The sequence below is a fragment of the Halobaculum rubrum genome, from assembly GCF_019880225.1.
Taxonomy (GTDB): Archaea; Halobacteriota; Halobacteria; order Halobacteriales; family Haloferacaceae; genus Halobaculum; species Halobaculum rubrum.
On sequence record NZ_CP082284.1, the window covers coordinates 654,524 to 680,187 of the forward strand.

The 25,664-nt window shown below is 68.9% G+C and carries 26 protein-coding genes; 5 read left to right on the forward strand and 21 right to left on the reverse strand.

What is annotated here, in order from left to right:
- Window positions 1-53 precede the first annotated feature (53 nt).
- Window positions 54-1,430 (reverse strand): P-loop NTPase, encoded by a 1,377-nt coding sequence (locus K6T25_RS03415; protein ID WP_222916504.1) that lies wholly within the window; start codon window positions 1,428-1,430, stop codon window positions 54-56.
- Between the two features lie 95 nt (window positions 1,431-1,525).
- Between K6T25_RS03415 and prf1 the strand changes: the two genes are divergently transcribed.
- The gene (gene prf1 / locus K6T25_RS03420) at window positions 1,526-2,791 is read left to right on the forward strand and encodes a peptide chain release factor aRF-1 (protein WP_222916506.1); all 1,266 of its coding nucleotides are present in this window, start codon (window positions 1,526-1,528) and stop codon (window positions 2,789-2,791) included.
- A 78-nt stretch (window positions 2,792-2,869) separates the two neighbouring features.
- Here the strand turns inward: prf1 and K6T25_RS03425 are convergent, their stop codons facing one another.
- The 17 genes from K6T25_RS03425 to K6T25_RS03505 all read right to left on the reverse strand — a co-directional run bounded on the left by K6T25_RS03425 (window position 2,870) and on the right by K6T25_RS03505 (window position 19,667).
- On the reverse strand, window positions 2,870-3,757 hold the full coding sequence (locus K6T25_RS03425) for a DMT family transporter (RefSeq protein WP_222916508.1): 888 nt from the start codon (window positions 3,755-3,757) through the stop codon (window positions 2,870-2,872).
- 60 nt (window positions 3,758-3,817) lie between these two features.
- Window positions 3,818-4,258, reverse strand: a complete 441-nt coding sequence (locus K6T25_RS03430) for a DUF6276 family protein (RefSeq protein WP_222916509.1) — start codon at window positions 4,256-4,258, stop codon at window positions 3,818-3,820.
- Between the two features lie 78 nt (window positions 4,259-4,336).
- Entirely contained in the window at window positions 4,337-5,047 is a 711-nt protein-coding gene (locus tag K6T25_RS03435; protein WP_222916510.1) for a V-type ATP synthase subunit D, read from the reverse strand.
- A gap of 170 nt (window positions 5,048-5,217) precedes the next feature.
- The gene (locus K6T25_RS03440) at window positions 5,218-6,648 is read right to left on the reverse strand and encodes an ATP synthase subunit B (RefSeq protein ID WP_222916512.1); all 1,431 of its coding nucleotides are present in this window, start codon (window positions 6,646-6,648) and stop codon (window positions 5,218-5,220) included.
- A gap of 3 nt (window positions 6,649-6,651) precedes the next feature.
- Window positions 6,652-8,415 (reverse strand): ATP synthase subunit A, encoded by a 1,764-nt coding sequence (locus K6T25_RS03445; protein ID WP_222916513.1) that lies wholly within the window; start codon window positions 8,413-8,415, stop codon window positions 6,652-6,654.
- 4 nt (window positions 8,416-8,419) lie between these two features.
- On the reverse strand, window positions 8,420-8,743 hold the full coding sequence (locus K6T25_RS03450; RefSeq protein WP_222916514.1) for a V-type ATP synthase subunit F: 324 nt from the start codon (window positions 8,741-8,743) through the stop codon (window positions 8,420-8,422).
- On the reverse strand, window positions 8,740-9,792 hold the full coding sequence (locus tag K6T25_RS03455; protein WP_222916515.1) for a V-type ATP synthase subunit C: 1,053 nt from the start codon (window positions 9,790-9,792) through the stop codon (window positions 8,740-8,742). The genes K6T25_RS03450 and K6T25_RS03455 overlap by 4 nt, the downstream gene beginning before the upstream one ends.
- The gene (locus tag K6T25_RS03460; RefSeq protein ID WP_222916516.1) at window positions 9,785-10,369 is read right to left on the reverse strand and encodes a V-type ATP synthase subunit E; all 585 of its coding nucleotides are present in this window, start codon (window positions 10,367-10,369) and stop codon (window positions 9,785-9,787) included. Before K6T25_RS03460 ends, K6T25_RS03455 begins: the two co-directional genes overlap by 8 nt.
- 20 nt (window positions 10,370-10,389) lie before the next feature.
- Window positions 10,390-10,650, reverse strand: coding sequence for a F0F1 ATP synthase subunit C (locus K6T25_RS03465; protein WP_222916517.1), 261 nt, complete (start codon window positions 10,648-10,650; stop codon window positions 10,390-10,392).
- Between the two features lie 195 nt (window positions 10,651-10,845).
- Complete coding sequence (locus K6T25_RS03470) at window positions 10,846-13,086, reverse strand: V-type ATP synthase subunit I (protein WP_222916519.1); 2,241 nt, start codon at window positions 13,084-13,086, stop codon at window positions 10,846-10,848.
- Window positions 13,073-13,405 carry an ATP synthase archaeal subunit H gene (gene ahaH, locus K6T25_RS03475; protein ID WP_222916520.1) on the reverse strand — a complete coding sequence of 111 codons (333 nt, stop codon included), beginning with the start codon at window positions 13,403-13,405 and terminating at the stop codon, window positions 13,073-13,075. Before ahaH ends, K6T25_RS03470 begins: the two co-directional genes overlap by 14 nt.
- Before the next feature lie 336 nt (window positions 13,406-13,741).
- Entirely contained in the window at window positions 13,742-15,160 is a 1,419-nt protein-coding gene (locus tag K6T25_RS03480) for an aryl-sulfate sulfotransferase (protein ID WP_222916522.1), read from the reverse strand.
- A gap of 109 nt (window positions 15,161-15,269) precedes the next feature.
- Window positions 15,270-16,676, reverse strand: coding sequence for an NCS2 family permease (locus K6T25_RS03485; protein ID WP_222916524.1), 1,407 nt, complete (start codon window positions 16,674-16,676; stop codon window positions 15,270-15,272).
- Window positions 16,677-16,849: 173 nt separating this feature from the next.
- Window positions 16,850-17,563 (reverse strand): phosphoribosyltransferase family protein, encoded by a 714-nt coding sequence (locus K6T25_RS03490; protein ID WP_222916526.1) that lies wholly within the window; start codon window positions 17,561-17,563, stop codon window positions 16,850-16,852.
- 202 nt (window positions 17,564-17,765) lie between these two features.
- Window positions 17,766-18,311 (reverse strand): orotate phosphoribosyltransferase, encoded by a 546-nt coding sequence (gene pyrE, locus K6T25_RS03495; RefSeq protein ID WP_222916528.1) that lies wholly within the window; start codon window positions 18,309-18,311, stop codon window positions 17,766-17,768.
- A 114-nt stretch (window positions 18,312-18,425) separates the two neighbouring features.
- Window positions 18,426-18,938 (reverse strand): hypothetical protein, encoded by a 513-nt coding sequence (locus tag K6T25_RS03500; protein ID WP_222916530.1) that lies wholly within the window; start codon window positions 18,936-18,938, stop codon window positions 18,426-18,428.
- Between the two features lie 180 nt (window positions 18,939-19,118).
- Window positions 19,119-19,667: a CDP-2,3-bis-(O-geranylgeranyl)-sn-glycerol synthase gene (locus K6T25_RS03505; RefSeq protein WP_222916532.1), complete on the reverse strand. Its 549-nt coding sequence runs from the start codon at window positions 19,665-19,667 to the stop codon at window positions 19,119-19,121.
- A 157-nt stretch (window positions 19,668-19,824) separates the two neighbouring features.
- Here K6T25_RS03505 and K6T25_RS03510 point away from each other — a divergent pair, with 157 nt between their 5' ends.
- From K6T25_RS03510 to K6T25_RS03525, 4 genes are all read left to right on the forward strand, one after another.
- Window positions 19,825-20,664, forward strand: a complete 840-nt coding sequence (locus K6T25_RS03510) for a proline dehydrogenase family protein (protein WP_222916534.1) — start codon at window positions 19,825-19,827, stop codon at window positions 20,662-20,664.
- Window positions 20,665-20,772: 108 nt separating this feature from the next.
- A complete protein-coding gene (locus K6T25_RS03515) occupies window positions 20,773-21,417 on the forward strand; it encodes a DUF502 domain-containing protein (protein WP_222916536.1) in 645 nt (214 codons plus the stop codon).
- Between the two features lie 100 nt (window positions 21,418-21,517).
- A complete protein-coding gene (locus K6T25_RS03520; protein WP_222916538.1) occupies window positions 21,518-21,994 on the forward strand; it encodes a PaaI family thioesterase in 477 nt (158 codons plus the stop codon).
- A gap of 50 nt (window positions 21,995-22,044) precedes the next feature.
- Complete coding sequence (locus K6T25_RS03525) at window positions 22,045-23,340, forward strand: potassium channel family protein (RefSeq protein WP_222916540.1); 1,296 nt, start codon at window positions 22,045-22,047, stop codon at window positions 23,338-23,340.
- A 7-nt stretch (window positions 23,341-23,347) separates the two neighbouring features.
- On the opposite strand, the gene K6T25_RS03530 is transcribed toward K6T25_RS03525, so the two are convergent.
- The 3 genes from K6T25_RS03530 to K6T25_RS03540 all read right to left on the reverse strand — a co-directional run bounded on the left by K6T25_RS03530 (window position 23,348) and on the right by K6T25_RS03540 (window position 25,629).
- A complete protein-coding gene (locus K6T25_RS03530) occupies window positions 23,348-23,770 on the reverse strand; it encodes a hypothetical protein (RefSeq protein WP_222916542.1) in 423 nt (140 codons plus the stop codon).
- 58 nt (window positions 23,771-23,828) lie between these two features.
- Complete coding sequence (locus K6T25_RS03535) at window positions 23,829-24,167, reverse strand: DUF7536 family protein (protein ID WP_222916544.1); 339 nt, start codon at window positions 24,165-24,167, stop codon at window positions 23,829-23,831.
- Window positions 24,168-24,267: 100 nt separating this feature from the next.
- Complete coding sequence (locus tag K6T25_RS03540) at window positions 24,268-25,629, reverse strand: MFS transporter (protein ID WP_225917794.1); 1,362 nt, start codon at window positions 25,627-25,629, stop codon at window positions 24,268-24,270.
- Window positions 25,630-25,664: the final 35 nt, after the last annotated feature.

A 25,664-nucleotide genomic window follows, 5' to 3' on the forward strand; every position in this document is an offset into this window, starting at 1 on the left:
CGTGAGAGGCGGGGGCGACGAAAAGAAACTCCCGATTCGAGTCCCGGGGACGGCTACGACGACCGGAACAGCCGGCCGAAGAAGCTGCCCTTGGTACGGTCGTCGTCCTCGTCGTCCTCGTCGTCCTCCGACTCTTGCTGTTTCGCCTGCTCGGTTCGCTCCGTGCTCTGTTGCGCGAACGGGATCACGTCCTCGCCGATCTCCGCGGACTCGCCCGACTCGGCGTCCTCGACCGTCGGCGTTCCGGCCTGATCGCCCCGGTGCGGCCCGTACTCGTCGTCCTCGAGCACCGTGCTTCGGGCCGCCGTCGCGGCGTCGTCCTCCGCGTCGTCGCCGTCGTCGTCGAGAATGACCGCGTCGTCGACCGTCGGCTCCGACTCCGTCTCGGCCTCGGCGTCCGCATCGGCCTCGGCGTCCGCATCGGCCTCGGCGTCCGCATCGGCCTCGGCGTCGACCTCGGATTCGGCGTCCACGTCGGCGGCGTCCGTGTCCGTCTCGGAATCCCTGTCCGGCTCGGCCTCCGCCGCGGTGGCCTCCGCTGCGGCGTTCGCCGCGTCGGGCTCGGCGGGGTCGTCGGCCCCCCTCTCTGACTCGGCCGGTTCCGCTTCGTCTGTCGCCTCCGACCCCTCGTCCACGTCCGGCAGATCGAGCGCGGCCTCGGGGTGCTCGTCGGTCGCGGCCGCCGCCCCGTACTCGGGGTCCTCGGGTGCGTCCTCGGCGTTGTCGGGGGTGACCGCCGGGCGGATCGGCTCGCCGGTGAGCGAGGAGGCGAGCGACCGGTACGCCGCCGCCGCGTCGCTGTCGGGCGCGTACGCCGAGAGGGGGCTGCCGGCCGCCTGCGCCTCGGCGACCAGCGGGTCGTCCGGGATCGCGCCCAGCACCGGCACGTCGATGTCGCCGGTGTCCTCGTCGCCTTCGGCCTCGTTGAGCGCGAGGCCGACGACCTCGCCGCCCAGCTTCGCGGTGAGGTCCTGGGTCTTGCGGGTGTTGGCGAGTCCGTCCCGCGTCGGCGTCGACACGAGGAGGACGCCGTCGGCGACCGACAGCGGGAGCGCCGTCTGGTGGGTCAGGCCGGCGCCCGTGTCGACGATCACGTAGTCGACGCCCGTGATCGCCTCGAGCACGTCGACGATCTCCTCCGGCTCGGCCTTCCGGAAGTGGTCGAGGCTGTCGCCCCCCGGAAGCACCGCGAGGCCGTGCGGTCCCTCGCGGGTCGCCTCGGCGGGGTCGGCCTCGCCCGCGAGCACGTCGTGCAGCGTCACCGCCCCGGGGTCGACCCCGAGCGACGGGCCGAGGCTGGCCGACCCGAGGTCGGCGTCGACGGCGACCGTCTCGTAGCCGGCGGCCGCGAGCGTGGCCGCGAGGTTGGCGGCCGTGGTCGTCTTGCCGACGCCCCCCTTGACGCTCGCGACGGCGTAGATCTTCGGCATTTACCGTGGCTACGGCGGTCACACGTGATAAATGTGGGCCCCCTCACTCGGGTATTCAACAGGTACTTACCCCGCGGCGGGCCTAGTAGCCCGTAATGAGTAGCGACGCCCAAGAGGGCCAACCGAGCGAGGACCGGCGGAAGTACGAGTTCCGAAAGGTCCTCGACGAACTCGACGACTTCGAGGGCTCGGGGACCCAACTCGTCACGATCTACATCCCCGACGACAAGCAGATATCGGACGTCGTCGCCCACGTCACCCAGGAGCACAGCGAGGCGTCCAACATCAAGTCCAAACAGACGCGGACGGCCGTCCAGGACGCGCTCACCAGCATCAAGGACCGCCTCCGCTACTACGACACGTACCCGCCCGAGAACGGGATCGTCATCTTCTCCGGCGCGGTCGACTCCGGCGGCGGCCAGACCGACATGGTGACGAAGGTGCTGGAGTCGCCGCCCGAGCAGATCCAGTCGTTCCGCTACCACTGCGACTCGAACTTCCTGACCGGGCCGCTGGAGGACATGATGACCGACAAGGGCCTGTTCGGGCTCATCGTCCTCGACCGGCGGGAGGCGAACGTCGGTTGGCTCAAGGGGAAGCGCGTCGAGCCCGTCAAGTCGGCCTCCTCGCTGGTTCCCGGCAAGCAGCGGAAGGGTGGCCAGTCCGCTCAGCGGTTCGCCCGCCTGCGTCTGGAGGCCATCGACAACTTCTATCAGGAGGTCGCGGGGATGGCGAACGACCTGATGGTCGACAAACGTCACGACCTCGAGGGCATCCTCGTGGGCGGTCCGTCGCCGACGAAAGACGAGTTCCTCGACGGCGACTACCTTCACCACGAGCTACAGGACCTCGTGCTCGGGAAGTTCGACGTGGCCTACACCGACGAGTCGGGCCTGTACGACCTGGTCGACTCCGCGAGCGAGGTGCTCGCCGACCAGGAGGTGATGAAGGACAAGCGGGAGATGGAGGAGTTCTTCGAGAACCTCCACACCGGCGACAAGGCGACCTACGGCTTCGAGCAGACCCGCCGCAACCTCATCATGGGCTCGGTCGAGCGCCTGCTCCTGTCGGAGGACCTCCAGGACGACGTCGTCACCTACACCTGTCCGAACGGCCACGAGGAGCGGGAGGTCGTCGAGCGGCGCCACTCCACGCCCGACCACGAGTGCGAGGAGTGCGGGGAGACGGTCCCCGCGAGCGACGCCGGCGAGCGCGAGGACGTCGTCGAGCACCTCATCGACATCGCCGAACAGCGCGGCACGGACACGAAGTTCATCTCCACCGACTTCGAGAAGGGCGACCAGCTCATGGACGCCTTCGGCGGCGTCGCCGGCATTCTCCGCTACTCCACGGGCGTGTAAGCCGATCCGTCGGTTCGATCGTCGCCCGACCGTTCTCCGTCCCCCGCGCGTCCTCCCTCCGCCCTCCTCTCCCGGGCGTCACTCGCCGCCCGTCTGAACCAGCACGACGCCGACGACCACCAACATGCCGCCGGCGATCATGGGCGGCGTCACCGACTCGCCGAGGAACGCGGCGCCCAACGCGACCGCCACCGCCGGCTCCGCCGTCGAGAGCACGCCCGCCCGGCCGGCGCCGACGCGCGCCAGTCCAGCGAAGAACGCGACCATCGCGAACGCGGTCGCGACGACGCCGAGCGCGACGACCGCCCCCCAGCCGGCGGCCGTCGACGGGAGCGTGATCGCGTCGGTGAGCGCGGCCACGATCGCCAGCGACACGGCGGCCGCGGGGGCGACGTAGGCGGTGAGCACGCGCTCGTCGGTCGTCTCCAGCGTCACCCGCGAGACGACGATGTACGCCGCGTACAGTCCGGCGGCCGCAATGGTCGCGGCGGCGCCTATCGGGTCGAACGCGCTCGCTCCGGTCCAGGAGATGAGGACCACGCCCCCGAGGGTCAGCCCCGCGGCGATGACAGTCCTGCTCCCCACCCGCTCGTCGAGGAACGCCGCCGCGAGCGCGACGACGAACAGCGGGTACGTGTACAGGAGCACGGCCGCGAGCCCGGCACTCATGCGCTCGACGCCGACGAAGAACCCGTAGCTGACGCCCGCGTAGCCGACCGCGCCCAACGCGATCGCGGTGAGCGTCTCACGAGCCGGCAACCCGAGCGCGGGAGCGGTGCTCCCGGTCGCCGCTCGAAAGCCGAGCGATCCGGCCCAGAGGACGAGTGACCCGACCGCAAACCGGAGCGCGAGCGCCGACGGCACGGACAGCCCCGCCCGGAACGCCACCTCGCCGAGCACGCCGAGCGTGCCGAAGGCGGCCGCCGACGCGAGCACGAGGAGGCCGCCGGTCGTCTCGCTGTCCATCGGTTCTCGTTCGGGCCGGAGGTCGACCGCCGGGATACGTCTTGTCGTTCGCTCCGCCGGTCAGTGACCGTCCAACAGGGAGTCGAGCTGGCGAACCCGCCGGTCGAGATCGAAGTCGGGGACGAGCTCCGCCTCGCGGACCGCCTCGACCAACCGGTCGAACGCGAGGGCGGTGTCGACGCCCTCGCGCTCGGCGTGGTCGCGAAGCGCACGCGCGGACGCCTTGTGCAGCGCGATGGACGGCAGCGTGCCGATCAGCAGTGCGAACGCCGCGCCGCCGTCGCCGCCGGGGAACGACTCGTGGACGCGCTCGAACTCCGGGGCGTCGCCGCCCGTCGCCTTGCTCCCGTCGGTGTCTGCGGCTTCGGTACCCTCGACGGCGTCGACCGCGAGACAGCGGGGACAGATGCTCGCCGCCGCGGCTTCCTCGGGCGCGTGTGCACGGAGAGCCTCGGGAACGGGGAACGTGACGACGACGGTGTCGCAGCGAGGACAGGTCATACGCGGCGTCGCGGGCGAGCCGACATAAAATCCGGGGCGGCGTCGATCGAGACGGCGGCGGTCGGCGGGGCGGCGGCGTCAGTCGTCGCTCTCGGCGACGCCCGCCTCGATCGCTTCCGCCTCGGCCTCCGCGGCCGCCTCGGCCTCCTCCTCTTCCTTCTCCTCTTCTTCTTTCTTCGCTTTGATCTTCTTGAGCCGGAAGATCTCCTCGCGTTCCTGCTCCTCGAGCTTCTGTTCGATGTACTCCTTGTTTTCGTTGAGGTCGGGCAGGAGCTTGAACTCCAGGGCGTTCACGCGGCGCTTGGTGGTCTCGATCTCCTCGAGCATCTTCTTCATCGCCGTCTCGACTTCCGCCGCGAGGATGATCGACTCCAGCAGCTCCTCGTAGGCGTCGGCCGCCTCGTCGATGCGGGCCGAGGAACCGAGCACGCCGTAGCCGCGCTCGTCGAGGTCCTTGCGCACCTTCGAGGACTCTATCTGCGGGACGACCACGCCCATGATGTTCTTCGACTGAGTGGTGATCTCTGGATGCTCCTTCAGCGCCGCGGCGGCGCCGCGGACGGCCACGTCGCCCTCCATCGCGCGCGCCTTGTTGATCTTCTCTTGGGCGATGTCGTAGTCGCCCTCGAGCTTGTCGCGGACGTCCTGTGCCTGATCGAGGATGTCCATGAACTCCATGATGAGGCCGTCGCGCTTCTGTTCGAGCGTGTCGTGGCCCCGCTCGGAGAGGTCGATCCGGTCCTCGATCTCCATGAGGTTCTTCCGGGTCGGTTTGACGTCGTTCGCCATAGTCTTACGCGAGCGTTGCGCGGCGAGGGTGTTAATCCTTGTTAGTCGGCGTGCGCGCGCGACGGGCGGATCCGTTCATCACTCGACCGCGGGTTCGGCCTGCAACGTGGCGACTGGCCGTTGTGAGGGTCGATCCGTACGGTCCGAAAAACGACGGAGCGGCGGCGCGCTCAGTCCGCGGAGACTTCCTCGGCCTCGGCGTCCGACGCGGCCGCGTCCTCGCGGTAGTGCTCCTCGATGAGGTCCTCGTCGACGCGGTTCAGCTCCGTCCGCGGCAGCGTCGACAGCAGGTCCCAGCCGAGTTCGATCGTCTCGTCGATCGTCCGGTTGGTGTCGAAGCCCTGCTCGACGAACTCCTCCTCGAAGGCGTCCGCGAAGTCGAGGTACTTGTTGTCGCGCTCGGAGAGCGCCTCGCGGCCGACGATGTTCACGAGGTCGCGGAGGTCCTCACCTTCCGCGTACGCCGCGTACATCTGGTCGGACACGTCGGCGTGGTCGGCGCGGGTGAGACCCTCGCCGATACCGTCGTCCATCAGCCGCGACAGGCTGGGGAGGACGTTCACCGGCGGCTCGATCCCCTGGCTGTGCAGCGGGCGGTCCATCATGATCTGCCCCTCGGTGATGTACCCCGTCAGGTCGGGGATCGGGTGCGTGTCGTCGTCACCCGGCATCGTGAGGATGGGGATCTGCGTGACCGAGCCCTCGCGGTCCTTGAGACGACCCGCGCGCTCGTACAGCTGCGCCAGGTCGGTGTACATGTAGCCGGGGTAGCCACGCCGACCGGGGACCTCCTCGCGGGCTGCGCCGATCTCGCGCAGCGCCTCACAGTAGTTGGTCATGTCCGTCAGGACGACGAGCACGTGGTACCCCTTGTCGAAGGCGAGGTACTCGGCGGTCGTCAGCGCGAGCCGCGGCGTGACCGTCCGCTCGACTGCGGGGTCGTCCGCGAGGTTCATGAAGACGACCGAGCGCTCCAGCGCGCCCGTCCGCTCGAAGTCCTGCATGAACTCGTTGGCCTCCTCCTGCGTGATGCCCATCGCGCCGAAGATCACCGCGAACTCCGAGTCGTCGTCCTCGCCCTCGCCCGCTTCCTCCGGAACGGTCGCTTGGCGGGCGATCTGGAGCGCGAGGTCGTTGTGCGGCAGGCCCGAGCCCGAGAAGATCGGGAGCTTCTGGCCGCGCACGAGCGTGTTCATCCCGTCGATGGCGGACACGCCCGTCTGGATGAAGTCCTCGGGGTACTCCCGACTGTACGGGTTGATCGCGGCGCCGACGATGTCGCGGCGCTCGTCCGGGACGATCTCCGGGCCGCCGTCGATCGGGTTGCCGGAGCCGTCCATCACCCGACCGAGGAGGTCCTCGGTGACGGGCATCTTCAGCGTCTCGCCCAGGAACCGGACCGAGGCGTTGCGGTCGATGCCGGTCGTTCCCTCGAACACCTGGATGGCGACGATGCCGTCCTCGCTTTCGAGGACCTGGCCGCGCTTCGTCTCGCCGCTCGGCGTCTCGATCTCGACCATCTCGTCGTAGCCGATGGGCTCGTCGACCTCGGCGAACACCAGCGGGCCGCTGACTTCCGTGATTGTTTGGTACTCTTTCATGGTTCAGTAGAGCGAGCGGATCTGCTCGGTGATATCCGATTTCAGTTCGTCGACGAACGCCTCCCAGTCCTCCTGGGTGGCGATCCGGTTGAGCTTCGGCGCCGCGTCGATGGCGGTGATGTCCTCGATGGGGACGCCCGCGTCGAGCGCGTCGAACGCCTCGTCGTTGTACGTCTGGATCGCCGTGAGGATGGCGTACGTTTTCTCGGGCGGACAGTACATGTCCACGTCGATGAAGGCGTTCTGCTGGAGGTACCCCTCACGTAGGTACCGCGCCACCTCGAGGATGAGCCGCTGGTCCTCCGGCAGGGCGTCCTTCCCGACGAGCTGGACGATCTCTTGGAGTTCGCCCTCCTCGTCGAGCGTGTCGACGGCCCACTGCCGCCGCTCGGCCCAGTCCTCCGCGACGTTCTCCTGGAACCACGGGTCGAGCTGGTCCTGGTACAGCGAGTACGACTCGTTCCAGTTGATCGCCGGGAAGTGCCGGCGCTCGGCGAGGTCGGCGTCCAGCGCCCAGAACGTCTTCACGATACGCAGCGTGTTCTGGGTGACCGGCTCCGAGAAGTCGCCGCCGGGCGGGCTGACCGCGCCGATCGCGGAGACCGACCCCTCGGTGCCGTTGAGGTTCTCGAAGTAGCCGGCGCGCTCGTAGAACTCCGCCAGGCGGGCGGCGAGGTACGCGGGGTACCCCTCCTCGCCGGGCATCTCCTCCAGGCGCGAGGAGATCTCGCGCATTGCCTCCGCCCACCGCGAGGTGGAGTCGGCCATCAGCGCCACGTCGTACCCCATGTCGCGGTAGTACTCGGCGATGGTGATGCCGGTGTACACGCACGACTCGCGGGCGGCGACGGGCATGTTCGAGGTGTTCGCGATGAGCGAGGTGCGGGCCATCAGGGAGTTCCCGTTCTTCGGGTCTTCCAGTTCGGGGAAGTCCTCGATGACCTCGGTCATCTCGTTGCCGCGCTCGCCGCAGCCGACGTAGACGACGATGTCGGCGTCGGCGAACTTGGCGAGGCTGTGTTGCGTGACCGTCTTCCCGGAGCCGAACGGCCCCGGGATCGCCGCGGTACCGCCCTTGGCGATCGGGAAGAGGCCGTCGAGGATGCGCTGGCCCGACACGAGCGGCTCGCGGGGCGTTCGCTTCTCGATGGTCGGTCGCTTCTCGCGGACCGGCCACTCCTGGTGCATCGTGATCTCCTCGCCGTTCTCGAGCGTGACGACGGGCTCGTCCACGGTGAACTCGCCCTCCTCGACGCTCTCGACGACGCCGCCCTCGTAATCCGGCGGCACCATGACCTTGTGGTCGATGGTGACCGTCTCGGGGACGACGCCGACGATGTCGCCGGCCTCCACGCTGTCGCCGGCCTCGACCTCGGGAGTGAACTCCCACTCCTTCTCGAGGTCGATGCCGGGCGCGTCGACCCCGCGGTCGAGGAACGCGCTGTCCATCTTCTCCTCCAGCACGTCGAGCGGGCGCTGCACGCCGTCGTAGATGGCGTCCAGCATCCCCGGCCCCAGGTCGACGGAGAGGGGTTCGCCCGTGTTCTCGACTGGCTCCTGGGGCGCGACCCCGGAAGTCTCCTCGTACACCTGAATGGTCGTGACGTCGCCCTCGATCTCGATTACCTCGCCCATCAGTCCTTCGTCGCCGACGTAGACGACGTCGTTCATTCGGGCGTCGAGGTCGACAGCTTTCACGACCGGGCCGCTCACGCTCTTGATGCGTCCGGTTCCTTCGGTCGTCTCGGTTTCGCTTGCCTGACTCATGTGTTCACTCCTCCTCGTCCATCAGGTCGATCCCGATGGCTCGCTTGATCTGTTCGCGTAGGCCGCTCCCGGCGCCGCCGCCGAGGGTGACCAACACCGGTTCCACGCTCCCCTCGACGTCCCGGCGGACGGTCCGCGAGAGGTGTTCGAGGTCCTCGTCGAGCATCACGACGATCCCGACGCCGTCGTCCGCGAGCGTCTCCTCGACCGCCTCGTCGAGCCGCTCGTCCTTCTCGTCGTCGGGGACGTTCTCGCACTTCCGGACGCCGGCGAGCCGGAACCCGGTGGTGAACTCGGGACTGCCGATCACCGCGATCTCCTGGCTCATATAATCACCAACTCGGACTCGATCTCCTCGGGGCCGAGTCCGGCCTCCTTCCCGCGCGCGATGGCGCGGATGTTGTCGACCTCGCGCTCCTTCGCGAGCACGTACGACACGACGGGCGTCACCGACAGCGGATGGATCAGCCCGAGCGAGTCCGCGTACTCGAGCAGTGCCGCCTCCAGCGCGTGCTCGAACGCGATGAGGCTCTCGGCCCCCTCGAGTTCGGTGAGCGCGTCGGAGAGCCGGTCACCGTACCGCGACTCGCGGACGCGACCGATCAGCTCGTCGGTGTTCGACGCCAGCTGCTGGAGCTCCGCGGCCGAGAACAGGACGCCGCCCTCGATGAAGTACTCCGACGAGTCGATGTCGGCCCCCGAGCGCGCCAGCCGCAGCGCGTTGATCGCGTTTCGGAAATCGATCTCCGCCTCGAGGAACTCGCGGTACTCCGACAGCGCCTCGCCGGAGAGATCGTCGGTTCGAAGCAGATCGTAGTACGCGCGATCGACCGCGTTCTCCAGCGGCACCAGCACGCCCTCCGACTCGTAGTCGTCGAGGGCGTCCGCGAGCGCGTCGCCGAACACCGTCGACGACAGCGCCTCGACGGCCTCCTCGATGCTGCCCGCGTCGAGCAGCCGGTCGAGCAGGCGGTCGTCGAACTCGCCGGCGCGGATGAGGTCGTCCGCGACGGCCTCGCGCCCGGTGTCCGAGTAGATGCCGCGCAGCACGGTTTTCACGTTCCACACGTCGAACTTTCGAAGGTAGCGGGCGACCTGCCCGTACAGCGTCCCCTCACACCAGCGGAGGATGTCCTCGAAGTCCTCGGCGAGGCTCGCGTTCAGCGCGTACTCGATGAGGTCGACGCCCGAGAACCGCGACCCGAGCGCGTTGATCTCCGCCTCGTACGCCGGCGATTCCTCCATGAACCGGGCGATCTCCGCCGGGCTCATCCTGACCAGTTTCCGGTAGTCGTCCTCCTCGAACAGCGACGCCCGCCGCGATCGGACGCGGGCGTTCACGTACTCGGGGTTCGACGTGCCGGCGTAACTACTCATCGTCGAACAGTCGGTCGCTCAGCTCCTTGAGGTTGTCCTCCCAGACGGCCTCGAGAACCGAGTCGAACGTATTGTTCACACGGACGCGCGACTCCTCGCTCTCGACGACCACGCCGCCGAGACAGTCGCGCTCGCCGGCGAACGACCACCCGTCGTAGTCGGAGAGGACGTCCGTCAGCAGGTCCTCGTCGTCGGCGCGCCCGTAGACGGACACCGTCTCGCCGTCGTCGAACTCGGGGGCCGCCGCGTCGAGCAGAGCGCGGGTCAGCTCCTCACGCTCGTCGCCCTCGAGGTCGACGATGGCCGCCTCGGTCCGCTCGCGCACGTCGGCGAGCACGTCGCGGCGCGCCTCGAGTCGCTGCTGTTTCGCCTCCAGTTTCGCCGCCGAGAGCGTCTGTTCGCGCTCCTGTTCGATCTGCCGCTCGACCTGCTGTTCTCGTTCCTGGACGATTCGTTCGGCCTCCTCCTCGGCCTCCGAAACGACCTCCGCGGCGCGCTCCTCGCCCTCTTCGCGGATGTCCTCCGCACGCGCGCGGGCTTCGTCACGGATGTCTTCGACGACAGTCTCCAAACTCATGATGAAAGGGAGGAAGCGGTTTAGACCAGGAAGATGGTGACCAGTGCGAGAATGACGAGTGTCTCCGGGAGGACCGTGAAGATCAGCCCGGACACGAACAGGTCCTCGTCCTCGGCGACGGCCCCGATCGCGGCCGAACCGATGCCGCGCTCCGCGTAGCCCGCGCCGAACGCGGCGAGGCCCACCGCGAGCGCCGCCGCCGCGTTGGCGGTGAGGGCGGGGGAGCTGGATCCGGTCTCCTGCAGTACAACGTTGCCGACTTCGGATGCGATTTCGAGCATGGTATTCGGTAGGCGGATTGCCTAACTCCGGACAGGTCTCTTTGCACCTGTGGAGTGCATAAAGGTTCCCAAAGAGAGCGACGAGAGTCCGAAATACGGACGTGTGACGCGTCGCTGGGCGTGTGAACTACCCACACTGTCTCGCGACGGTCGCGGCGAAAAACGGGCCGGAATCGGGCCGACAGATCGCTCCGTTTACTCGTCGGCGGTGAACCGACGGACGCGACCGAACGGCTCGTACTCCGTGCCGCCGCCGTCGAAGAACTTCGAGAAGAACTCGTAGTACTCCAGACGGACGGCCTGCAGGCCGGCGGAGGTCACCCCGAGCGCGAGCACGAGCACGTGCCCGATCACCAGGATGAGCAGTCCGCCGACGAGCGCCGCCACGCCGCCGTGGGCGAGCCCGGGGAACAGGATCGCCTCGGCGCCGTACTCGGCGGCGTAGTACTCGGGCCCGTGCGAGAGCATGTAGTGGTACTCGCCTTCGGTCTCGTACACGCCGAAGAACAGGAGGTTGACGACGAACGCCATCCCCGCCTTGGCGAGCAGCACCGCGGCGATCCGGGTGTAGCTCAGCACGTTCACGAGCACGTCGAAGATCTCCAGGATCTCGGCGGGCGCGCCCAGCAGGAGCAGCAGCGCGCCGACGAGGAACATCGCGAATCCGGCGTAGCCGACGACGGCCGGGAAGCCGGTGAAGCCGAGCGCGAACGCCGCGGGGGCGTCCGAGCTGACGCCGTCGAACACCGTGTAGATGAACTCGGGCGCGGTGCCGGCCGCGGCATCGCTGAACACGAGCAGCCAGAGGCCGTTCATGCCCAGCAGCCACGAGGCCTTCTCTGTGATCGCCGCCTTCGCCCCGTGGAACTCGAGTTCCTCGAGGAAGCCGAAGACGTAGCCGACGTTGAGGTGAACGAGCGCGACGAGCGTCGAGACGACGAGCCACGCCTGTGCCCAGTAGAGGTCGGCCGGCTGGAGTCCCTTGTGTATCGGGGCGCTGTGGAGGCCGACCACGCCCTCCCAGAAGTACGTCGAGATGAGGTGGAGCCCGAAGAGCTCGCCGTACAGGACGCCGAATATCGCGGTGAAGATACCGGCCGCGATGGTGACGCCGCCCATGGACTTGAACGCCGGCGAGTCGAAGTTCGAGTACAGGTAGTAGCCGATGAGCCCGTAGAGGATACCGTATCCGAGGTCACCGATCATGAACCCGAAGAACGCCGGGAACGTGAGAAACAGGACGATCGTCGGGTCGAACTCGCGGTAGTTCGGGCGCCCGACCGCCTGCACGAGCACCTCGAACGGCGAGACGAGCCCGGGGTTGTCCTGTACGACCGGGGGGTCGTCGTCACGCATGACGACCGAACCGCCCGATCCGTCGGCGACCGCGCGTCGCTGCTCGGCTTCGTCCTCGTCGCTCGCCTCGACACCCTCGTCGGGGCCGGCGTTCTCGACCGTCGGCGGCACGTCCTCGCGGACCTGTACCTCGCCGTCGGCGCCGAAGGCGGCGCGTTCGATCTCCTCGACCTCGACGTGGCTGCCGACGGCGTCCTGCACCGCCGACTTGAATTCGGTGTAGCGTTCGGTCGGGATCCACCCCTCGGAGACGAACGCGTTGCGCGTCGTCGCGTACGACAGCGGGGCCTCGGATTTCTGCACTTCGATCGCGAGTTTCTCCTCGGCGGCCAGCAGGAAGCCGGACGCGTCCGCCCGCATCGAATCGAGTTCGCTCTCGACGGACTCGAGATCCGACTCCAGCGACTGGCGCTCGCGTTCGAGGTCGCGGACGTACGCCTCGGGAGAGACGCTGTCGCCCTCGACGTCGGGGACGTCGAGGGCGGCGAACTCGGCGTTCACCAGCGCGTCCGCGAGCGCGTTCTCGTCTGCGTCGCGCTCGGGGTGCGCGAAGACGGCGAGGACGCCGTCGCCGAACACCCGATACTCGGTGAGCGCGGACGCGTCGAGAACGGCTCGCTCGACGGTCTCCCGGTCGCCCTCGCCGACCGCGACCTGCACGGAGTCGTACCCCTGCAGCAGGTCGAGGTCGATACCCAGCTCCGCGAACGGCTCGATCGCCTCGACGCGCTCCTCGACGGAGCGGAGCTCCGAGCGGATCTCGTTGCGTCGGTCGTCGAGCGCGTTGACCTCCTCGCGAAGCTCCTCGAGCTCTCCGGTCAGCTCGTCGTCGAGGACGCGGGTCGGCCCCGCGTCGTCGCTTTCGACGCCGAGGATGGACTTCAACGAACGAACGGTGACCAGCTTCTGGGCCGCGTCCTCCGCGCCCGACTGGGGGTTGCCCTGAACGAACCCCTCCCAGCCGCCGCCGTACTCGGTGACGTGTAGAAGGTTCAGCTCGTGAACCGCCTCGACGACCTGCTCCATGTACGCCTTGGAGCCGGTCACCGAGACCTTGCTCATCCGCTCAGGCCTGAGCATCTACCGCCTCCTCGAACCGTTCCACCGCGAACTCGACGACATCGTCGACCCGGTCGCTCGCCTCGTCGACGAGTTCGTTCCGCTCGCGGCGGCCCGCCGCGATAGTCTCCTCCCGGTTCTCCTCGATCTGTTCGCGTGCCTCGTCGAGGCGCTCCTGCTCGATGCGGTCAGCCTCGGCTTCGGCCTCGGCGACGATCTCGTCGGCCTCCGATCGGGCCTCCGAGATCCGCGCCTCACGGTCGGCCTCAGCCTCGGCGACGATCTCCTCGGCATCGGCTTCGGCCTCCTTCACGCGTTCGAGAACTTCGGGTCTCGGCATGGATACTCGTCGTCTGTGGGTTATCCCACGTCGATATAAGGTGTTTGCGGAACGCAGGCGTCGGCGGCGTTGTCGAGGGAGCGAGCGTGCGCGGTCGAGCGAGTCGAGGCCGACCGAAGGGAGGCCTCGATGCGAGCGGGGAGTGGAACGACCCGCGAGCGAGACCGCGACGGCGAACGGGGAACGGAGTGACCCGTGAGCGAAGCGAGCGACGGAGACAACGAACCACGACGGCGAGGTCCCTGTGCCGAGCCGTCCAGTAGCAAGGTTGCCGAGCGAGACCGCGACGGCGAACGCGGCGAACCGGTAATAAAGGCGACTCCGGTCGAGGGCGATTCAGCGAGCGCGAACGTCCCGGGCCGCCTTGCGAACGCCGCGTCCGATCGCTTCGCGCGCGGCGAAGGCCTCGCCGAACGCCCAGCCGAGGAGAACGATCAGCCCGGCCACGGCGCCCGCGAACTGCCACGACCCCATCCAGACCGGCCGGATCCACGGCGTCACGCCCGACCAGGTGTCCGCGAACGCGACCGCGGGGCCGGCGAGGACCGTTCCGGCGAAGGTGTTCTGGACGGCGGCGGCGAACGTGAGCGAGTCCCCCGTTCCCTCGATGAGTCCCGCGGAGCCGTAGATCTGGTAGCTGCCGGTCACGCCCTGGTCGGCCATCGTCGGGCCGTTCGACTCGTCGCCGGTGCCGATCCGCTCGGCCTCGTAGGGACCCCACGTGGCGTAGTACTCCCAGACGATCTCGCCGCGCGGCGTCACTTCGATGACACGGTGGTTCAGCGAGTCGGTGATGAGCGTGTTCCCGTTCGGCAGCCGATCGGCGTCGCGAGGCCAATCCAGTTGGCCGGTGCCGACCTCCCAGGTCTCGACCCACTCGCCGTCGCGGCGCTCGTACTCGACGACCCGGTCGTTTTCGGAGTCGGCGACGAGGATCGTGGGGTTGCCGTCCTCGCTGACGAGCCAGTCCGGGTTGTGCTGCTCGTGCATCACGTCGTAGTTGTCGTCCTCGCCGAGTCGGTAGTCGATCTCCTTGGTGGATCGGTTCACCACGATCGCCTGATCGAAGTTACGCGGGGAGACGAGGTACTGTCCCTCCGCGATACGGTCCACGTCGTTGACGTGCGTCCAGTCCTCGTTGAACCCGCCGTCCGTGGAGTTCGGGTAGTGGTTCCTGAACGTCCACTCCCAGACGATCTCGTCGGTCGACCGGTTGTACACGAGGATACGGTCGTCCGAGCGCTGTGCCTCCTCGTTCCACTCGCGCATGTTCGCGATGAGGAGGTTCCCGTTCGGCAGCATGTCCACGTCGTGGGTGTCCTTGAAGTCGAAGCGCTCGGTCCACACCGGCTCGCGCGTCTCGCGGTCGATCTCCGCGACGGTCGTGCCGCCTGGATTGGTGCCGACGACGAGGAGGTTCCCGTTCGGGAGGGGGTCGACGTCGTAGAACCACCGCGCGTTCTGGTTCGACCCGTCGTACACCCAGTCGGTCGACCCGTTGGGCGTCACCTGTACGAGGCGAGCGGGCTTCTTCTGATTGCCCTGGCCCTGGAAGTGAAAGCCCTGGATCGCGACGACGGTGGAGCCGTTCGCCTCAGAGGAGACCGTGCCGGCCTCGAGCCCGACGGTGCCGGGCGTCCCGGTGTCGCTCGGCGAGATCGCCTGCACGGCGGCGGGGGCGAACAGCCCCAGCACGACCAGCGCGACGAGCGCGCGGGCGGCCGTCCGCCTGGAGACGGGGAGGGAGGAAGCCATACCCCGAACGGCGGGATGTGGGATGGAAACTCTTGTGCTCCGGTCCGGCGGCGTGAGAACGGTACGTCGTCGCGGGGAAGTCGACCGGCCCCGAACCCGGGCGGTGGCCTCAGACTGCGCCAGCGAGGACGCCGCTCGTCCGGACGAAGAAGTACACGACGAACGCGCCCGCGAGCACCCAGTGGCCCGGCCGTGTCTCGTCGACGCGGCCGGCTGCGAGCTTCACGAGCGGGTAGGTGACGATGCCGGCGGCGATCCCGTACGCGATCGAGTAGGTGAACGGCATGACGAGCACTGTCATCCCGGCGGGGATGGCAGCCGTCAGGTCGTCCCACCCGACCTCGACGACGTTGCGCAGCATCACGACGCCGATGACGACCAGCGCGATGTGGCTGGCGTACAGCGGGATGGCCGCCGCGAGGGGGACGACTGCCAGCGCCGCGAGGAACAGCAGCGCGACGACGAGCGCGGTCATCCCGGAGCGACCGCCCTCCTCGACGCCGACGGCCGACTCGATGTAGGTGGTCACCGTCGAGGTTCCGAGCATCCCGCCGACGGTGGTGCCGACGGCGTCGGCCATCAGCGGCTTGTCGATGTCGGGCAGGTCGCCCTCCTCGTCGAGGAAGCCCGCGACCTGCGAGACGCCGACGAGCGTGCCGGCGGTGTCGAAGAAGTCGACGAAGAAGAACGTGAACACGATCAGCGAGAAGACGAACGCGTCGACGTCCTGCAGACCGGTGACGAACGCCCCCGCCAACGGCGAGATGTCGTACGTCGCCTGCGCCGAGAGGTTGCCGACGAGCGCGTCGGCCGAGCCGAAGCCGAACTGCGCCGCGAGGTAGCCGAGCACGGTCGTGAACAGGATACCGACGACGACCGAACCGGTGACGCCGCGGGCGTACAGCCCGAACGTGAGGAACAGCCCGAGGATGGAGACGATCGCGACGGGGTCGGAGGCGACCGACCCCAGCGTCACGAGCGTCGCGGGGTCGTCCACGACGATGCGCATCGCGTCCAGTCCGATGATGGCGAGGAACAGGCCGATACCGGTGCCGACCGCGAGCTTCACCGGCGTCGGGAAGACGTTGATGACGTACTCGCGGGCGCCGACGGCGGTGAGGACGATGAAGAGGAGCCCCTCGACGACGACGGCCGCCAGCGCCGTCTCCCACGGAACGCCGAGCGCGCCGACGACGGTGAACGCGAAGAAGGCGTTGAGCCCGAGACCGGGCGCCTGCCCGAAGGGACGTTTCGCGTACAGCGCCATGATCAGTGTCGCCACCGCGGCGGCGATGAGCGTCACCACCGCGACCATCTGCAGCGTCTGTGCGTACGAGACGCCGTCGAGGATGATTCCCGGCTTCTCGCCCTCGATTCCGACGAGGATGCTCGGGTTCACGAAGACGATGTAACTCATCGTCAGGAACGTGGATATTCCGGCCACGACCTCGGTCCGGAGATCCGTCCCGAGCTCGTCGAACTCGAAGTACTCCGCCAACTGCTGTTGCAGCCCCATGTCGCCACACTTGTGCATACTTCACTTAACGATTCGGCTTTAAGTCGCCAATATATGCACAAATATGGATATTCTCTGACGAGAACGCGTCACACTGTCGAGGGGTTGGCCGCGACGACGATTCGGCTGTGATCTACTCCTGAGGGCGAGACGACGCTCGCGAACGGTCCGCCCTACTCGAACCGCGTCAAGGCCCCGACCGGGGCGTCGGTGATCTCGGCGGCCCGTTCGGTTCCCTCGTCGCCGACGGCGATGAGCGTGAACACGCCCGTCACCTCGGCGTCGGCCTGCAGGGCGATGTCGAGCAGGAGCTCCTGCGTCTCGCCCGACCGAATGAGGTCGTCGACGACGAGCACGGACTCGCCGGCGTCGATGGCGCCCGCCGGGAGGTAGTACGTCAGCTCGATGCCGCTTGCGAGGCGCTGGCGCGACTCGATGAACTCCTCGACGGCCGTCTCTTTCGACTTCTTCGCGTAGGCGACGCGGGCGTCGAAGTGACTCGCCATGGCGGCACCCAGTGTGATCCCGTCGGTCGCGGCCGTGAGCACCACGTCGGGCGTCTCGAAGTCGAACGACTCGGCGGCGACGGGCGCCACCAGATCGAGGAACGGCTGGTCGAAGACGACCCCCGAGTTGTCGACGTATCCCTCGTCGTCGAAGCCGATGCGGGCCTCCAGTTCGGCGGCGAGCGTCTCGCGACCGATGCCGCCGACGACCTCCTGAGCGCGCTCGGAACCGGGGAGGACGTGTCCGTTGACGTACCGGTTCAGATCGCCCGCGGGCAGGCCGGTCACCTCCGCGAGCTCGTCGTACGTTCGCGTCTCCTTCAGCGTCCGCAACACGGCGACCGCCTGCAACTGCAGGGCGGCCTTCTCGGCCCTGTTCATAGATCTATGCTCGTTCGTGCAAGTATGAACACTTCGGATTCGATCACGAATCGATTCCGCAGAGTTGCGTATGTATGGTCACTCATTTCGCGTTCGAGGACGCCAGCCGGTTACCGAGATAGGAAGGTGCGATTCCAGGGGGAGGCAGTCAGCAGAACCGACACGACAGGACCGGATCCGGAGAAACGGGGTCGACGAGCCGCTACTCGTCCTCGAGGAGCCGGGTCGCCGTCAGCAACGACTCCAGCTCCACGTCGTGTTCGGCGAGGAGTTCCGCAGCCCCCTCCTCGCGGTCGACGACGACGAGCACCTTGTTCACCGTAGCACCCGCCTCGCGCAGCGCCTCGACGGCGTCGAGCGCGGACTGGCCGGTCGTGGCGATGTCCTCCAGGACGACGACCTCCTCGCCCTCGTCGAAGGTGCCCTCGATACGGTTTCCGGTGCCGTACTCCTTGGCGGCCTTCCGGACGATGACGTACGGCGAGCCGGTCTCGACCGCGGTCGCGGCCACGAGCGGGACGGCGCCGAGAGCGACGCCCGCGAGTGTCGCCTCGCCGACGCGCTCGGCGTACGCCTCGGCGACGAGTCCCAAGCACGTGGGGTCGGTCTCGAAGCGGTACTTGTCGACGTAGTAGTCGCTCGTCCCGCCGTGGGAGAGTTCGAACTCGCCGAACAGGACGGCCTCCGCGTCACGAAGCGCGGCGATCAGCTCCGCGTCGGTGACGGTGTCGTCGGTGGTGTCGCTCATGCCCGAGGGAGGCGCGCGACGCCGCGAAAGGCTATCGGTCCGCGGTCGAAGCGAGTGTCGTCCCGGAGGAGGGCAGGTTTGCAGATCCCGGTGTCGCGTTCGCGGCCGTGTTCGTCAGTTGGCGGCCTCACACCGCTCGACGACGCTGGCGGGGATCGGCGCGTCGACCTCGTAGGCGCCGACGGTGTGGTCGGCCGCACGGCCCTCGAAGACCACGCGGTACGTCGCCCCCTGCGTCGGACACGCGAGCGCGCTGCGTCCGGTGATCCGGGCCTCGCCCACGTCGGTCCGGAGGTCCGTCCACGGCACCTTCGTTCCCGCCTCGTCGACGACGACGACCCGCTCCACGGAGGGGACGACGCCGTCGCGGTGAGAGACCACGATGGCCGTGTCGTCCCCCTCGCCGTCGACGGAGAAAGAGAAGCCCTCGGGCCGGTCGATCGGCTCGCCGCCGAGTCCGGTCGCGACGACGCCGCCGATCCCGGCGACGCTGGCGGCCGCAAGCAGCATGAACGCCATCGCGATAGTCGGAAACATGACCCGGACGTGCTCGCGTGGCGACAGCTCGTCCTCCTCCTCGACACCCTCGGGAGGACCGTCTAACTCGTCAGCGTCCGGTTCGCTCACGTTCGGACCGCCGCGTGGATCCCTCAAAACCACATCGCCCCGATTCTCACACGTGAGTTCGGAGACGGCGTCGCGTGTCGTCGCCCGCTGCGGCGGCGTCGACCACATCGCTGCTCACCCGTCGTCACTCGCCCGCCGTCACTCACCCCTCATCGGTCACCCGTTGTCGCTCACCCGTCGTCACCACGGCTCGTTCTTCACGCCGATCACGTAGGCGATGACGTTCGTGACGACGTGCAACAGCGGGGTCGCGACGAGGACGACCGCGAGGCGTTCGAGGGTAAACGTCTCGAACGTCCACGCGGGGGCGAGCACGAGCGCGAGCGCGAGCGCGCCGAGGACGAAGTCGAGCTGGTCGAGCCCGGGGAAGGAAGCCCCTCGCTCGCGACCCGACCGGCGCTTGAGGAAGGAGGCGCCGATGTCGCCGAGCATGGCGCCCAGCGCGAGTCCGAGCGCCGCACGCGGCGGGAACGTCGGCAGGTCGACGCCGGCGGCGGCGCCGACGGGACCGGCCGCCGCATTGAGCGCGAGCGCGAGCGCGACGCCCACGAGCGTGCCGACGGCGGTGCCGCGCCACGTCTTCCCGTCGCCGAGCACGCGTCGGCCCTCCCACGTCCGTCCGCCGTCGATCGGCGCGCCGCCGCCCGCGAGCACGGCGGCGTTGTTCGGGACGTACGCCGGCAGCATCGCCCACAGCGCGCCCGCGACGAGTGCGACCAGTGCGACCATCGGGTACCGCTGGTTCGCGTTCGGTGTTAAGTTGGCGGGGTTTTGAGGCGCCTGCGTGTGGCGAACGGCGGCGACCCGACGCGATCGACGCGGCGGATGCCGTGAAACTCGAGACCGCGAAACTCAAGACACGCGGCCGGCAAGCGTTGGCATCGACATGATCCCGCCCATCGCCAGTCGCTTCGTCGCGGGCGAGACGCCGGCGGCGGCGTTCGACCACGTCCGCCGCGCCAACGAGGACGGCGTGCAGGTGATACTCAACCTCCTCGGCGAGCACTACCGTGACCGTTCGGCCGCGGACGCCGACGCCGACGCGTACGCCTCCCTGATCCGAGACCTCGGCGGAACGAACCTCGACGCCTGTGTCTCGGTGAAGCCCTCACAGCTCGGCATCGACGTCGGCGACGAGGTGTTCCGCGAGAACTTCCGGCGGGTCGTCGAGGTCGCCGACGAACACGACGTGTTCGTCTGGTGTGACATGGAGGACGCCGACACGACGGACACGACGCTCGACGCGTTTGAGACGCTGGCCCGCGAGTTCGACGGCGGCGTCGGGCAGTGCGTGCAGGCGAACCTCCGTCGCACCCGTTCGGATCTCGACAGGCTGGCGGACGTGCCCGGGAAGATCCGGCTCGTGAAGGGTGCGTACGACGAGCCCGAGTCGATCGCGTACACCGACAAAGCCGACGTGAACGAGGCGTACCGAGAGGATCTGGAGTTCCTGTTCAAGGAGCGCGACGACGGCGTCGCCGTCGGCAGCCACGATCCGGCGATGATCGCGCTCGCGGCGGAGCTGTCGGCCGAGCACGGCGCCGACTACGAGGTCCAGATGCTGATGGGCGTCCGCGAGGACGAACAGCGCCGGCTCGCGAGCGAGGGCGTCGAGACGTGGCAGTACGCACCCTACGGGGACAAGTGGCTCTCGTACTTCTACCGTCGCGTGCGCGAACGCAAGGGGAACGCCCTGTTCGCCCTCCGGGCGGTCCTCGGCGTGTGAGCGGCCGCGGTCGACGCCGGAGCAGCGACCGCCGACCCCCAGCACGTGCACCGACGCCGTGTAGAAGGGCTGATATGGCCCCGTCCCGGAAAGGGAATCGAACGTCGAATGTCCACGTGGAAGCGCGATTTCGCGAGCGGGCTGGTCGTTGTCACGCCGCTTCTCGTTATCCTCTTCGTCGCGAACTGGTTGTACACCCTCCTGTCGGCGCTCCCCTTCGTCCCGACGATCACCCCGGAGAACCCGGATCCGCAGTACCTCGCCCTGTACGAGTTCGCCGAGGTGATCACCGCGCTCGTGGTGTTCGTTCTGTTGGTGTTCTCCGCGGGGTACCTCATGCGGACGACCGCCGGACGGCTCGCCGAGGGGGTCCTCGACGACACGATCAACCGCGTTCCGGGGCTTCGCGTCATCTACAACGCCTCGAAGTTGGCCGTCGAAACGGCCCTCACGGGAACCGAGGACCTCCAGACGCCCGTGAAACTGGAGCCGTGGAACGGGATGCGGATGACGGCGTTCAAGACCGGAAAGACGACCGACGACGGTCGCGAGGTCGTGTTCCTGCCGACGGCGCCGAACATCACCACGGGTTACGTCATCGAGGTCGATCCCGACGACCTCCAGGAGACCGACGAGAAAGTCGAGGAGGCGCTCACCCGTATCCTCTCGGCCGGCTTCGGCGAGGCCGCCACCGGAGCGACCGCTCCCGACGAAACCGCCGTCGACGACATCGACGGCGCCACCGAGGACTGAACGCCTGGAGCGCCGCGCAGTCGGCGTTCCGCGTGGGCCGATCGCCTCTCCGCGTGGGTCGAACCGAACCGTGAAGTACGCCGCCGGCGGTGCTCGGGACATGCACGACGGCCCGACCGACGGATCCGACCCGATCGACGCCGCCCACGTCGACTTGCTGCAGGCGTTCATCGAGAGCCACGGCTTCCTCTCGTGGCTCGATCTGACCGTCGAGGAGCTCGACCGCGGCCGGATCGTCATGTCCGTTCCGTACGACGAGAAGCTGGTCAACCCCGGGTCGCCGGTCGGCTCCATCCACGGCGGTATCGCGGCGACGCTGGTGGACACCGCTTCCGGGTTCGCCCTGCGGTCGACGTTCGACGACCCGACGACCGGGTCGCTGGCGACGACCGACCTCAACGTCACGTACCTCCGTCCAGCCACCAACGACCTCCTGGTCGAGGCGGAGGTGTTGCGCACCGGCGGCTCGATGGGGTTCACCGATACGCTGGTTTCCAGCGTCGCTCCCGACGGCGATCAGAAGGACGTCGCCGTCGGCCGCACCTCCTACCGTCTGTTCCGGGACGGCGGGGAGTAGTCGCCCGAGCAATCCTTTTCCGCCGGCCCGTCGAACCAGCATACGATCGGATGCACCGAGACGAGCCCGTCGAGTACGAGCCGGTGAGCGTGAAGGCCGTGTTGGCCGAGATGAAAGACACCGCGGAGCTGCTCATCGACCTGTCGTACTCGGCGGTGCTCCACGGGAGTCCCGAGCTCGCCGCGGAGGTGCTGACGCTCGAATCGCGGATGGACGTCCTCCAGTTGCAGGCGCGCATGAGCGTGATGATGGCCGCGCGCTCGCCGGAGGACGTCGAGGACCTGGCGCCCGTGTTGGGCGTCATCGGCGCCGCGGAGAAGATCAGCGACGCCGCGGGCGACATCGCGAAGGTCGTGCTCGAGGAGGTGGGGCTTCCCGACGCGATGCGCGCCGCGCTGCCGGAGGCCGTCGAGACGCTCGTGCGCGTTCCCGTAGCCGACGACTCCCCGTACCTCGGGCGGACGCTCGAGCACATCAACATGGAGACCGAGACGGGCGTCCGCGTCATCGCCGTCCGCCGCGAGCAGGCGACCGGCAAGGCCGGCTGGATCACCAACCCCGGCCGCGACACGGATCTCCGGGCGGACGATACGCTGATCCTCCGAGGGTTCGAGGAGGGGCTTCGGGAGGTGTACGAGGCGGCCTCCGGGGAGCCGTACGAACCGCTCGAGGCGCCGGACCCCGCAGTCGAGGACCTCGAACGCGCCGTCGACTCCATCGTCCTGATGAAGAACATGAGCGAGCTCGCGGTCGATCTGGCCTACGGCGCCGTGCTGTTCGACAGCCGCGGCGTCGCCGAGGAGGTCGCCGAGCTGGAGGCGGAGGTGGACGCGCTCAAGTCGCGCTTCGAGGCGTGGACGCTCCGGGCGGCCGCCCGCGTCGACGACCCGGTGTCGCTGCGGGGACTGGTGCACCTCGCGTCGGCGACCGAGGTGATCAGCGACGCCGCCCTCGAGATCAGCGAGGGCGTCCTTCGCGGGCTGAAAGCGCACCCGGTCGTCGCGGAGGCCGTCGAGGAGTCCGACGAGATCATCGTCCGCGCGGTCGTCGCTCGGGGCTCGGAGCTCGCGGACGCGACGCTCGGCGACCGGGAAGTGAAGACGGAGACGGGCATGCGCGTCATCGCCGTCCGTCGCGGTCGCGGGGACGCCGACGCGGGCGGAGACGGACCCGACGGCGAGTCGGCCGCCGCCGGCGACGGCGACGACGGCGGCGAGTGGATCGTCTCGCCGGGCGCGGGGACGCAGCTCCGTGCCGGCGACGTGCTCATCGCGAAAGGCACCCGCGCGGGCGCCGAGCGGTTCACGGCGATGGCCGGCTCCCCGCAGGAGTTCGACGGCGACTGACCCCGGATCACGAGTCGCGGAGGCCGCCGTCCGCGACGGAGCGATCGGCGGCCTCGTCGAGCGACGCTCCGCACATCGGACACGCCCCCGGGCGAGACGAGCGAAGCGTCGCGCAGGCGGAACACAGCACGAGGCCGGGAGCCCGGCGCGGGCCGTCCCCGTCGCGCTCCTCCGCCGCGGGTGTGCGCGCCGGCGAGGCGCTCGCTCGCGATCGGGCATCGTCGACCGCAGCCGTCGGGTCCATCCGCAGCACCGCGTCCTCCGCGGTCGCGCCGTCCTCCGCGGCCATCCGCATCGTGTGCTCGATGAGCACGTCGTTTCGGAGCCGGTCGAGGAGGCGGAGCAGCCCGAGAAACGCGAGCGTCGGCACGAGACACGCCACTCCCGTGAGGAGGAGCCGGACGACCGGGTCGGCCGCGATCCCAGCCATGCGGGTCGATCACGTTCCACACGGGCTTGGCGGTTTCGGCCCGGGACCGACGCGCCCCTCAGGAGGAATCGCCGGCGCGGAGCGCGCGAACCGCCGCGATGACAGTCAACACGGCGGCGACGAACAGCGTCGTCGCCGACGCGAGCACGAACGCGAGCAGCAGGAAGTAGCCGTCCGGACCGAGCACGGGGTACTCGCGGGTGCCCCCGGCCGGACCGAGCAGTTCGAGCGCCCGCACCGCGTACACGACGACTGCGAGCGCGACGCCGACGACCGCCCCGACCGCCGCGTTGCGTTTCACCGACAGCGTCTCCAGCAACCCCGCGATCGGGGGACGGTCCGGACGCGACTCGGCGGGGTCGGACCGGTCACCGGCCTCGCGTGACTCCTCGCTCACAGTCGGCGTTGGGGCCCCCACCTCAAATCCCCGTCGCCCCGCGACGCGAGCGGCGAGCGCCGTGCACCGGTCCGGGCACCGAACGCCGACCCCTGGGGTCTCACGCGTTCGCGTACGCGGCGAACTCCCGGCCGCGCAGGAGGAAGAACGCGACCCCGACGAGGCCGACGACCGTCGCGAGCGTGAACGCCACCTCCGGCGAGCGACCGTAGATCCACCCGCCGACGAGGGCGCTCGGAACCGTGACCACGTTGCGGACGAGGTAGTACGTCCCCGTGACGCGGCCGCCGGCGTCGGCCTCGGCCGGGCCGACGATGAGCGCCTTGTGCGCGGGAAGCCCCGCGAACCGGAGCCCGGAGAACGCGAACAGCGCCGCCAGCACCGTCGCGTCCGGGGGCGCGAAGATCAACGTCACGGGGAACACCGCGTAGACGGCGAAGCCGAGCGCGACCACCGGCTTGAGGCCGACCGACCGCGCGAGGCGCGCGACGGGCACCATCGTCAGGAGAGCGACGGCCATCTCGATCCCCAACAGGACGCCGAAGTACGCCTCCGGCGAGAGATCGCCGACGACGGGGAGCCTCGCGCCCACGGCGAGCACGTCGACGACGACGCGCACGAAGAACACGTACACCATCCCGTTGGCGAAGCGGACCAGCGTGTCGCCGACGAGCAGCGGGCGCAGGGTGTCGGGGAGCGATCGGAGGTCGTCAACGACCATGCCGACGCCCTCGAACGACTTCCCGATGGAGTCGTTGGACGCGTCGTACAGCGCGAACTGCGCGACGGTGGCGATCCCCCCGACGAGCGCCGCCCCGAGCAACACGAGCCGGAAGCCCTCGGTGAACGCGGACACTGAGAGCACGCCGGCGACGAGCAGCGGACCGAGCAGGAACGCCGTCCGCCGGACCGTCTCGGTGGCTGCAAAGCCCGAGGCGAGCCGGTTCGGCGGCACCGACTGCTTCACGATCGCGAAGGTCGCGCCGAGACCGAACGACTTCCACGCCTGCGAGAGAAACAGCCCCACAAACACCAGGACGACCGCGAGGTTCGTCGGCCCGACGGCGACGGTCCGGAACGGGTCCGCCGCCCACCACACGAGGAATCCGAGCGTCGAGGCGAGTCCGAACAGCGTGAGCGAGGTGCGCGATCCGAGCCGGTCCGACAGCGCGCCCCCGGGGTACGGGAACGCCGCCGAGACGAGGTTGCCGACGGAGCCGTACGCCCCGAGCGCGAGGCTGGACGCGCCCAGCACCGCGAGATACTGCGGGAGGTAGCGGCCGGTCGCCTGAAAGCCGAGGCTGAACGCGAACATCGCCAGCGACAACACGAGCACGTCGCCGGGGAGCGCTCGAAGCTGTCGGAACGCGTCGAACGGGTCGGGATCGCCGTCGTCGCCGGGGCTATCGGCGTTTCCGCCGGCGCGACCGGTGTCGGCTCCCTCGCGGCCGTCGTCCGACATCCACGCTGTGTGCGAGCGGCGCCGGCAAAACGATA

Excerpts from the sequence above, each read along its gene's own strand:
- K6T25_RS03445 (WP_222916513.1), bottom strand. The coding sequence starts at position 8,415 with ATGAGTCAGGCAAGCGAAACCGAGACGACCGAAGGAACCGGACGCATC.
- K6T25_RS03520 (WP_222916538.1), top strand. The coding sequence starts at position 21,518 with ATGCACGACGGCCCGACCGACGGATCCGACCCGATCGACGCCGCCCAC.
- K6T25_RS03490 (WP_222916526.1), bottom strand. The coding sequence starts at position 17,563 with ATGAACAGGGCCGAGAAGGCCGCCCTGCAGTTGCAGGCGGTCGCCGTG.
- K6T25_RS03530 (WP_222916542.1), bottom strand. The coding sequence starts at position 23,770 with ATGGCTGGGATCGCGGCCGACCCGGTCGTCCGGCTCCTCCTCACGGGA.
- K6T25_RS03510 (WP_222916534.1), top strand. The coding sequence starts at position 19,825 with ATGATCCCGCCCATCGCCAGTCGCTTCGTCGCGGGCGAGACGCCGGCG.
- K6T25_RS03525 (WP_222916540.1), top strand. The coding sequence starts at position 22,045 with ATGCACCGAGACGAGCCCGTCGAGTACGAGCCGGTGAGCGTGAAGGCC.
- K6T25_RS03435 (WP_222916510.1), bottom strand. The coding sequence starts at position 5,047 with ATGGCGAACGACGTCAAACCGACCCGGAAGAACCTCATGGAGATCGAG.
- ahaH (WP_222916520.1), bottom strand. The coding sequence starts at position 13,405 with ATGCCGAGACCCGAAGTTCTCGAACGCGTGAAGGAGGCCGAAGCCGAT.
- K6T25_RS03455 (WP_222916515.1), bottom strand. The coding sequence starts at position 9,792 with ATGAGTAGTTACGCCGGCACGTCGAACCCCGAGTACGTGAACGCCCGC.
- K6T25_RS03485 (WP_222916524.1), bottom strand. The coding sequence starts at position 16,676 with ATGGGGCTGCAACAGCAGTTGGCGGAGTACTTCGAGTTCGACGAGCTC.
- pyrE (WP_222916528.1), bottom strand. The coding sequence starts at position 18,311 with ATGAGCGACACCACCGACGACACCGTCACCGACGCGGAGCTGATCGCC.
- K6T25_RS03470 (WP_222916519.1), bottom strand. The coding sequence starts at position 13,086 with ATGCTCAGGCCTGAGCGGATGAGCAAGGTCTCGGTGACCGGCTCCAAG.
- K6T25_RS03465 (WP_222916517.1), bottom strand. The coding sequence starts at position 10,650 with ATGCTCGAAATCGCATCCGAAGTCGGCAACGTTGTACTGCAGGAGACC.
- K6T25_RS03425 (WP_222916508.1), bottom strand. The coding sequence starts at position 3,757 with ATGGACAGCGAGACGACCGGCGGCCTCCTCGTGCTCGCGTCGGCGGCC.
- K6T25_RS03430 (WP_222916509.1), bottom strand. The coding sequence starts at position 4,258 with ATGACCTGTCCTCGCTGCGACACCGTCGTCGTCACGTTCCCCGTTCCC.
- K6T25_RS03460 (WP_222916516.1), bottom strand. The coding sequence starts at position 10,369 with ATGAGTTTGGAGACTGTCGTCGAAGACATCCGTGACGAAGCCCGCGCG.
- K6T25_RS03540 (WP_225917794.1), bottom strand. The coding sequence starts at position 25,629 with ATGTCGGACGACGGCCGCGAGGGAGCCGACACCGGTCGCGCCGGCGGA.
- K6T25_RS03480 (WP_222916522.1), bottom strand. The coding sequence starts at position 15,160 with ATGGCTTCCTCCCTCCCCGTCTCCAGGCGGACGGCCGCCCGCGCGCTC.
- K6T25_RS03450 (WP_222916514.1), bottom strand. The coding sequence starts at position 8,743 with ATGAGCCAGGAGATCGCGGTGATCGGCAGTCCCGAGTTCACCACCGGG.
- prf1 (WP_222916506.1), top strand. The coding sequence starts at position 1,526 with ATGAGTAGCGACGCCCAAGAGGGCCAACCGAGCGAGGACCGGCGGAAG.
- K6T25_RS03415 (WP_222916504.1), bottom strand. The coding sequence starts at position 1,430 with ATGCCGAAGATCTACGCCGTCGCGAGCGTCAAGGGGGGCGTCGGCAAG.
- K6T25_RS03515 (WP_222916536.1), top strand. The coding sequence starts at position 20,773 with ATGTCCACGTGGAAGCGCGATTTCGCGAGCGGGCTGGTCGTTGTCACG.
- K6T25_RS03440 (WP_222916512.1), bottom strand. The coding sequence starts at position 6,648 with ATGAAAGAGTACCAAACAATCACGGAAGTCAGCGGCCCGCTGGTGTTC.
- K6T25_RS03505 (WP_222916532.1), bottom strand. The coding sequence starts at position 19,667 with ATGGTCGCACTGGTCGCACTCGTCGCGGGCGCGCTGTGGGCGATGCTG.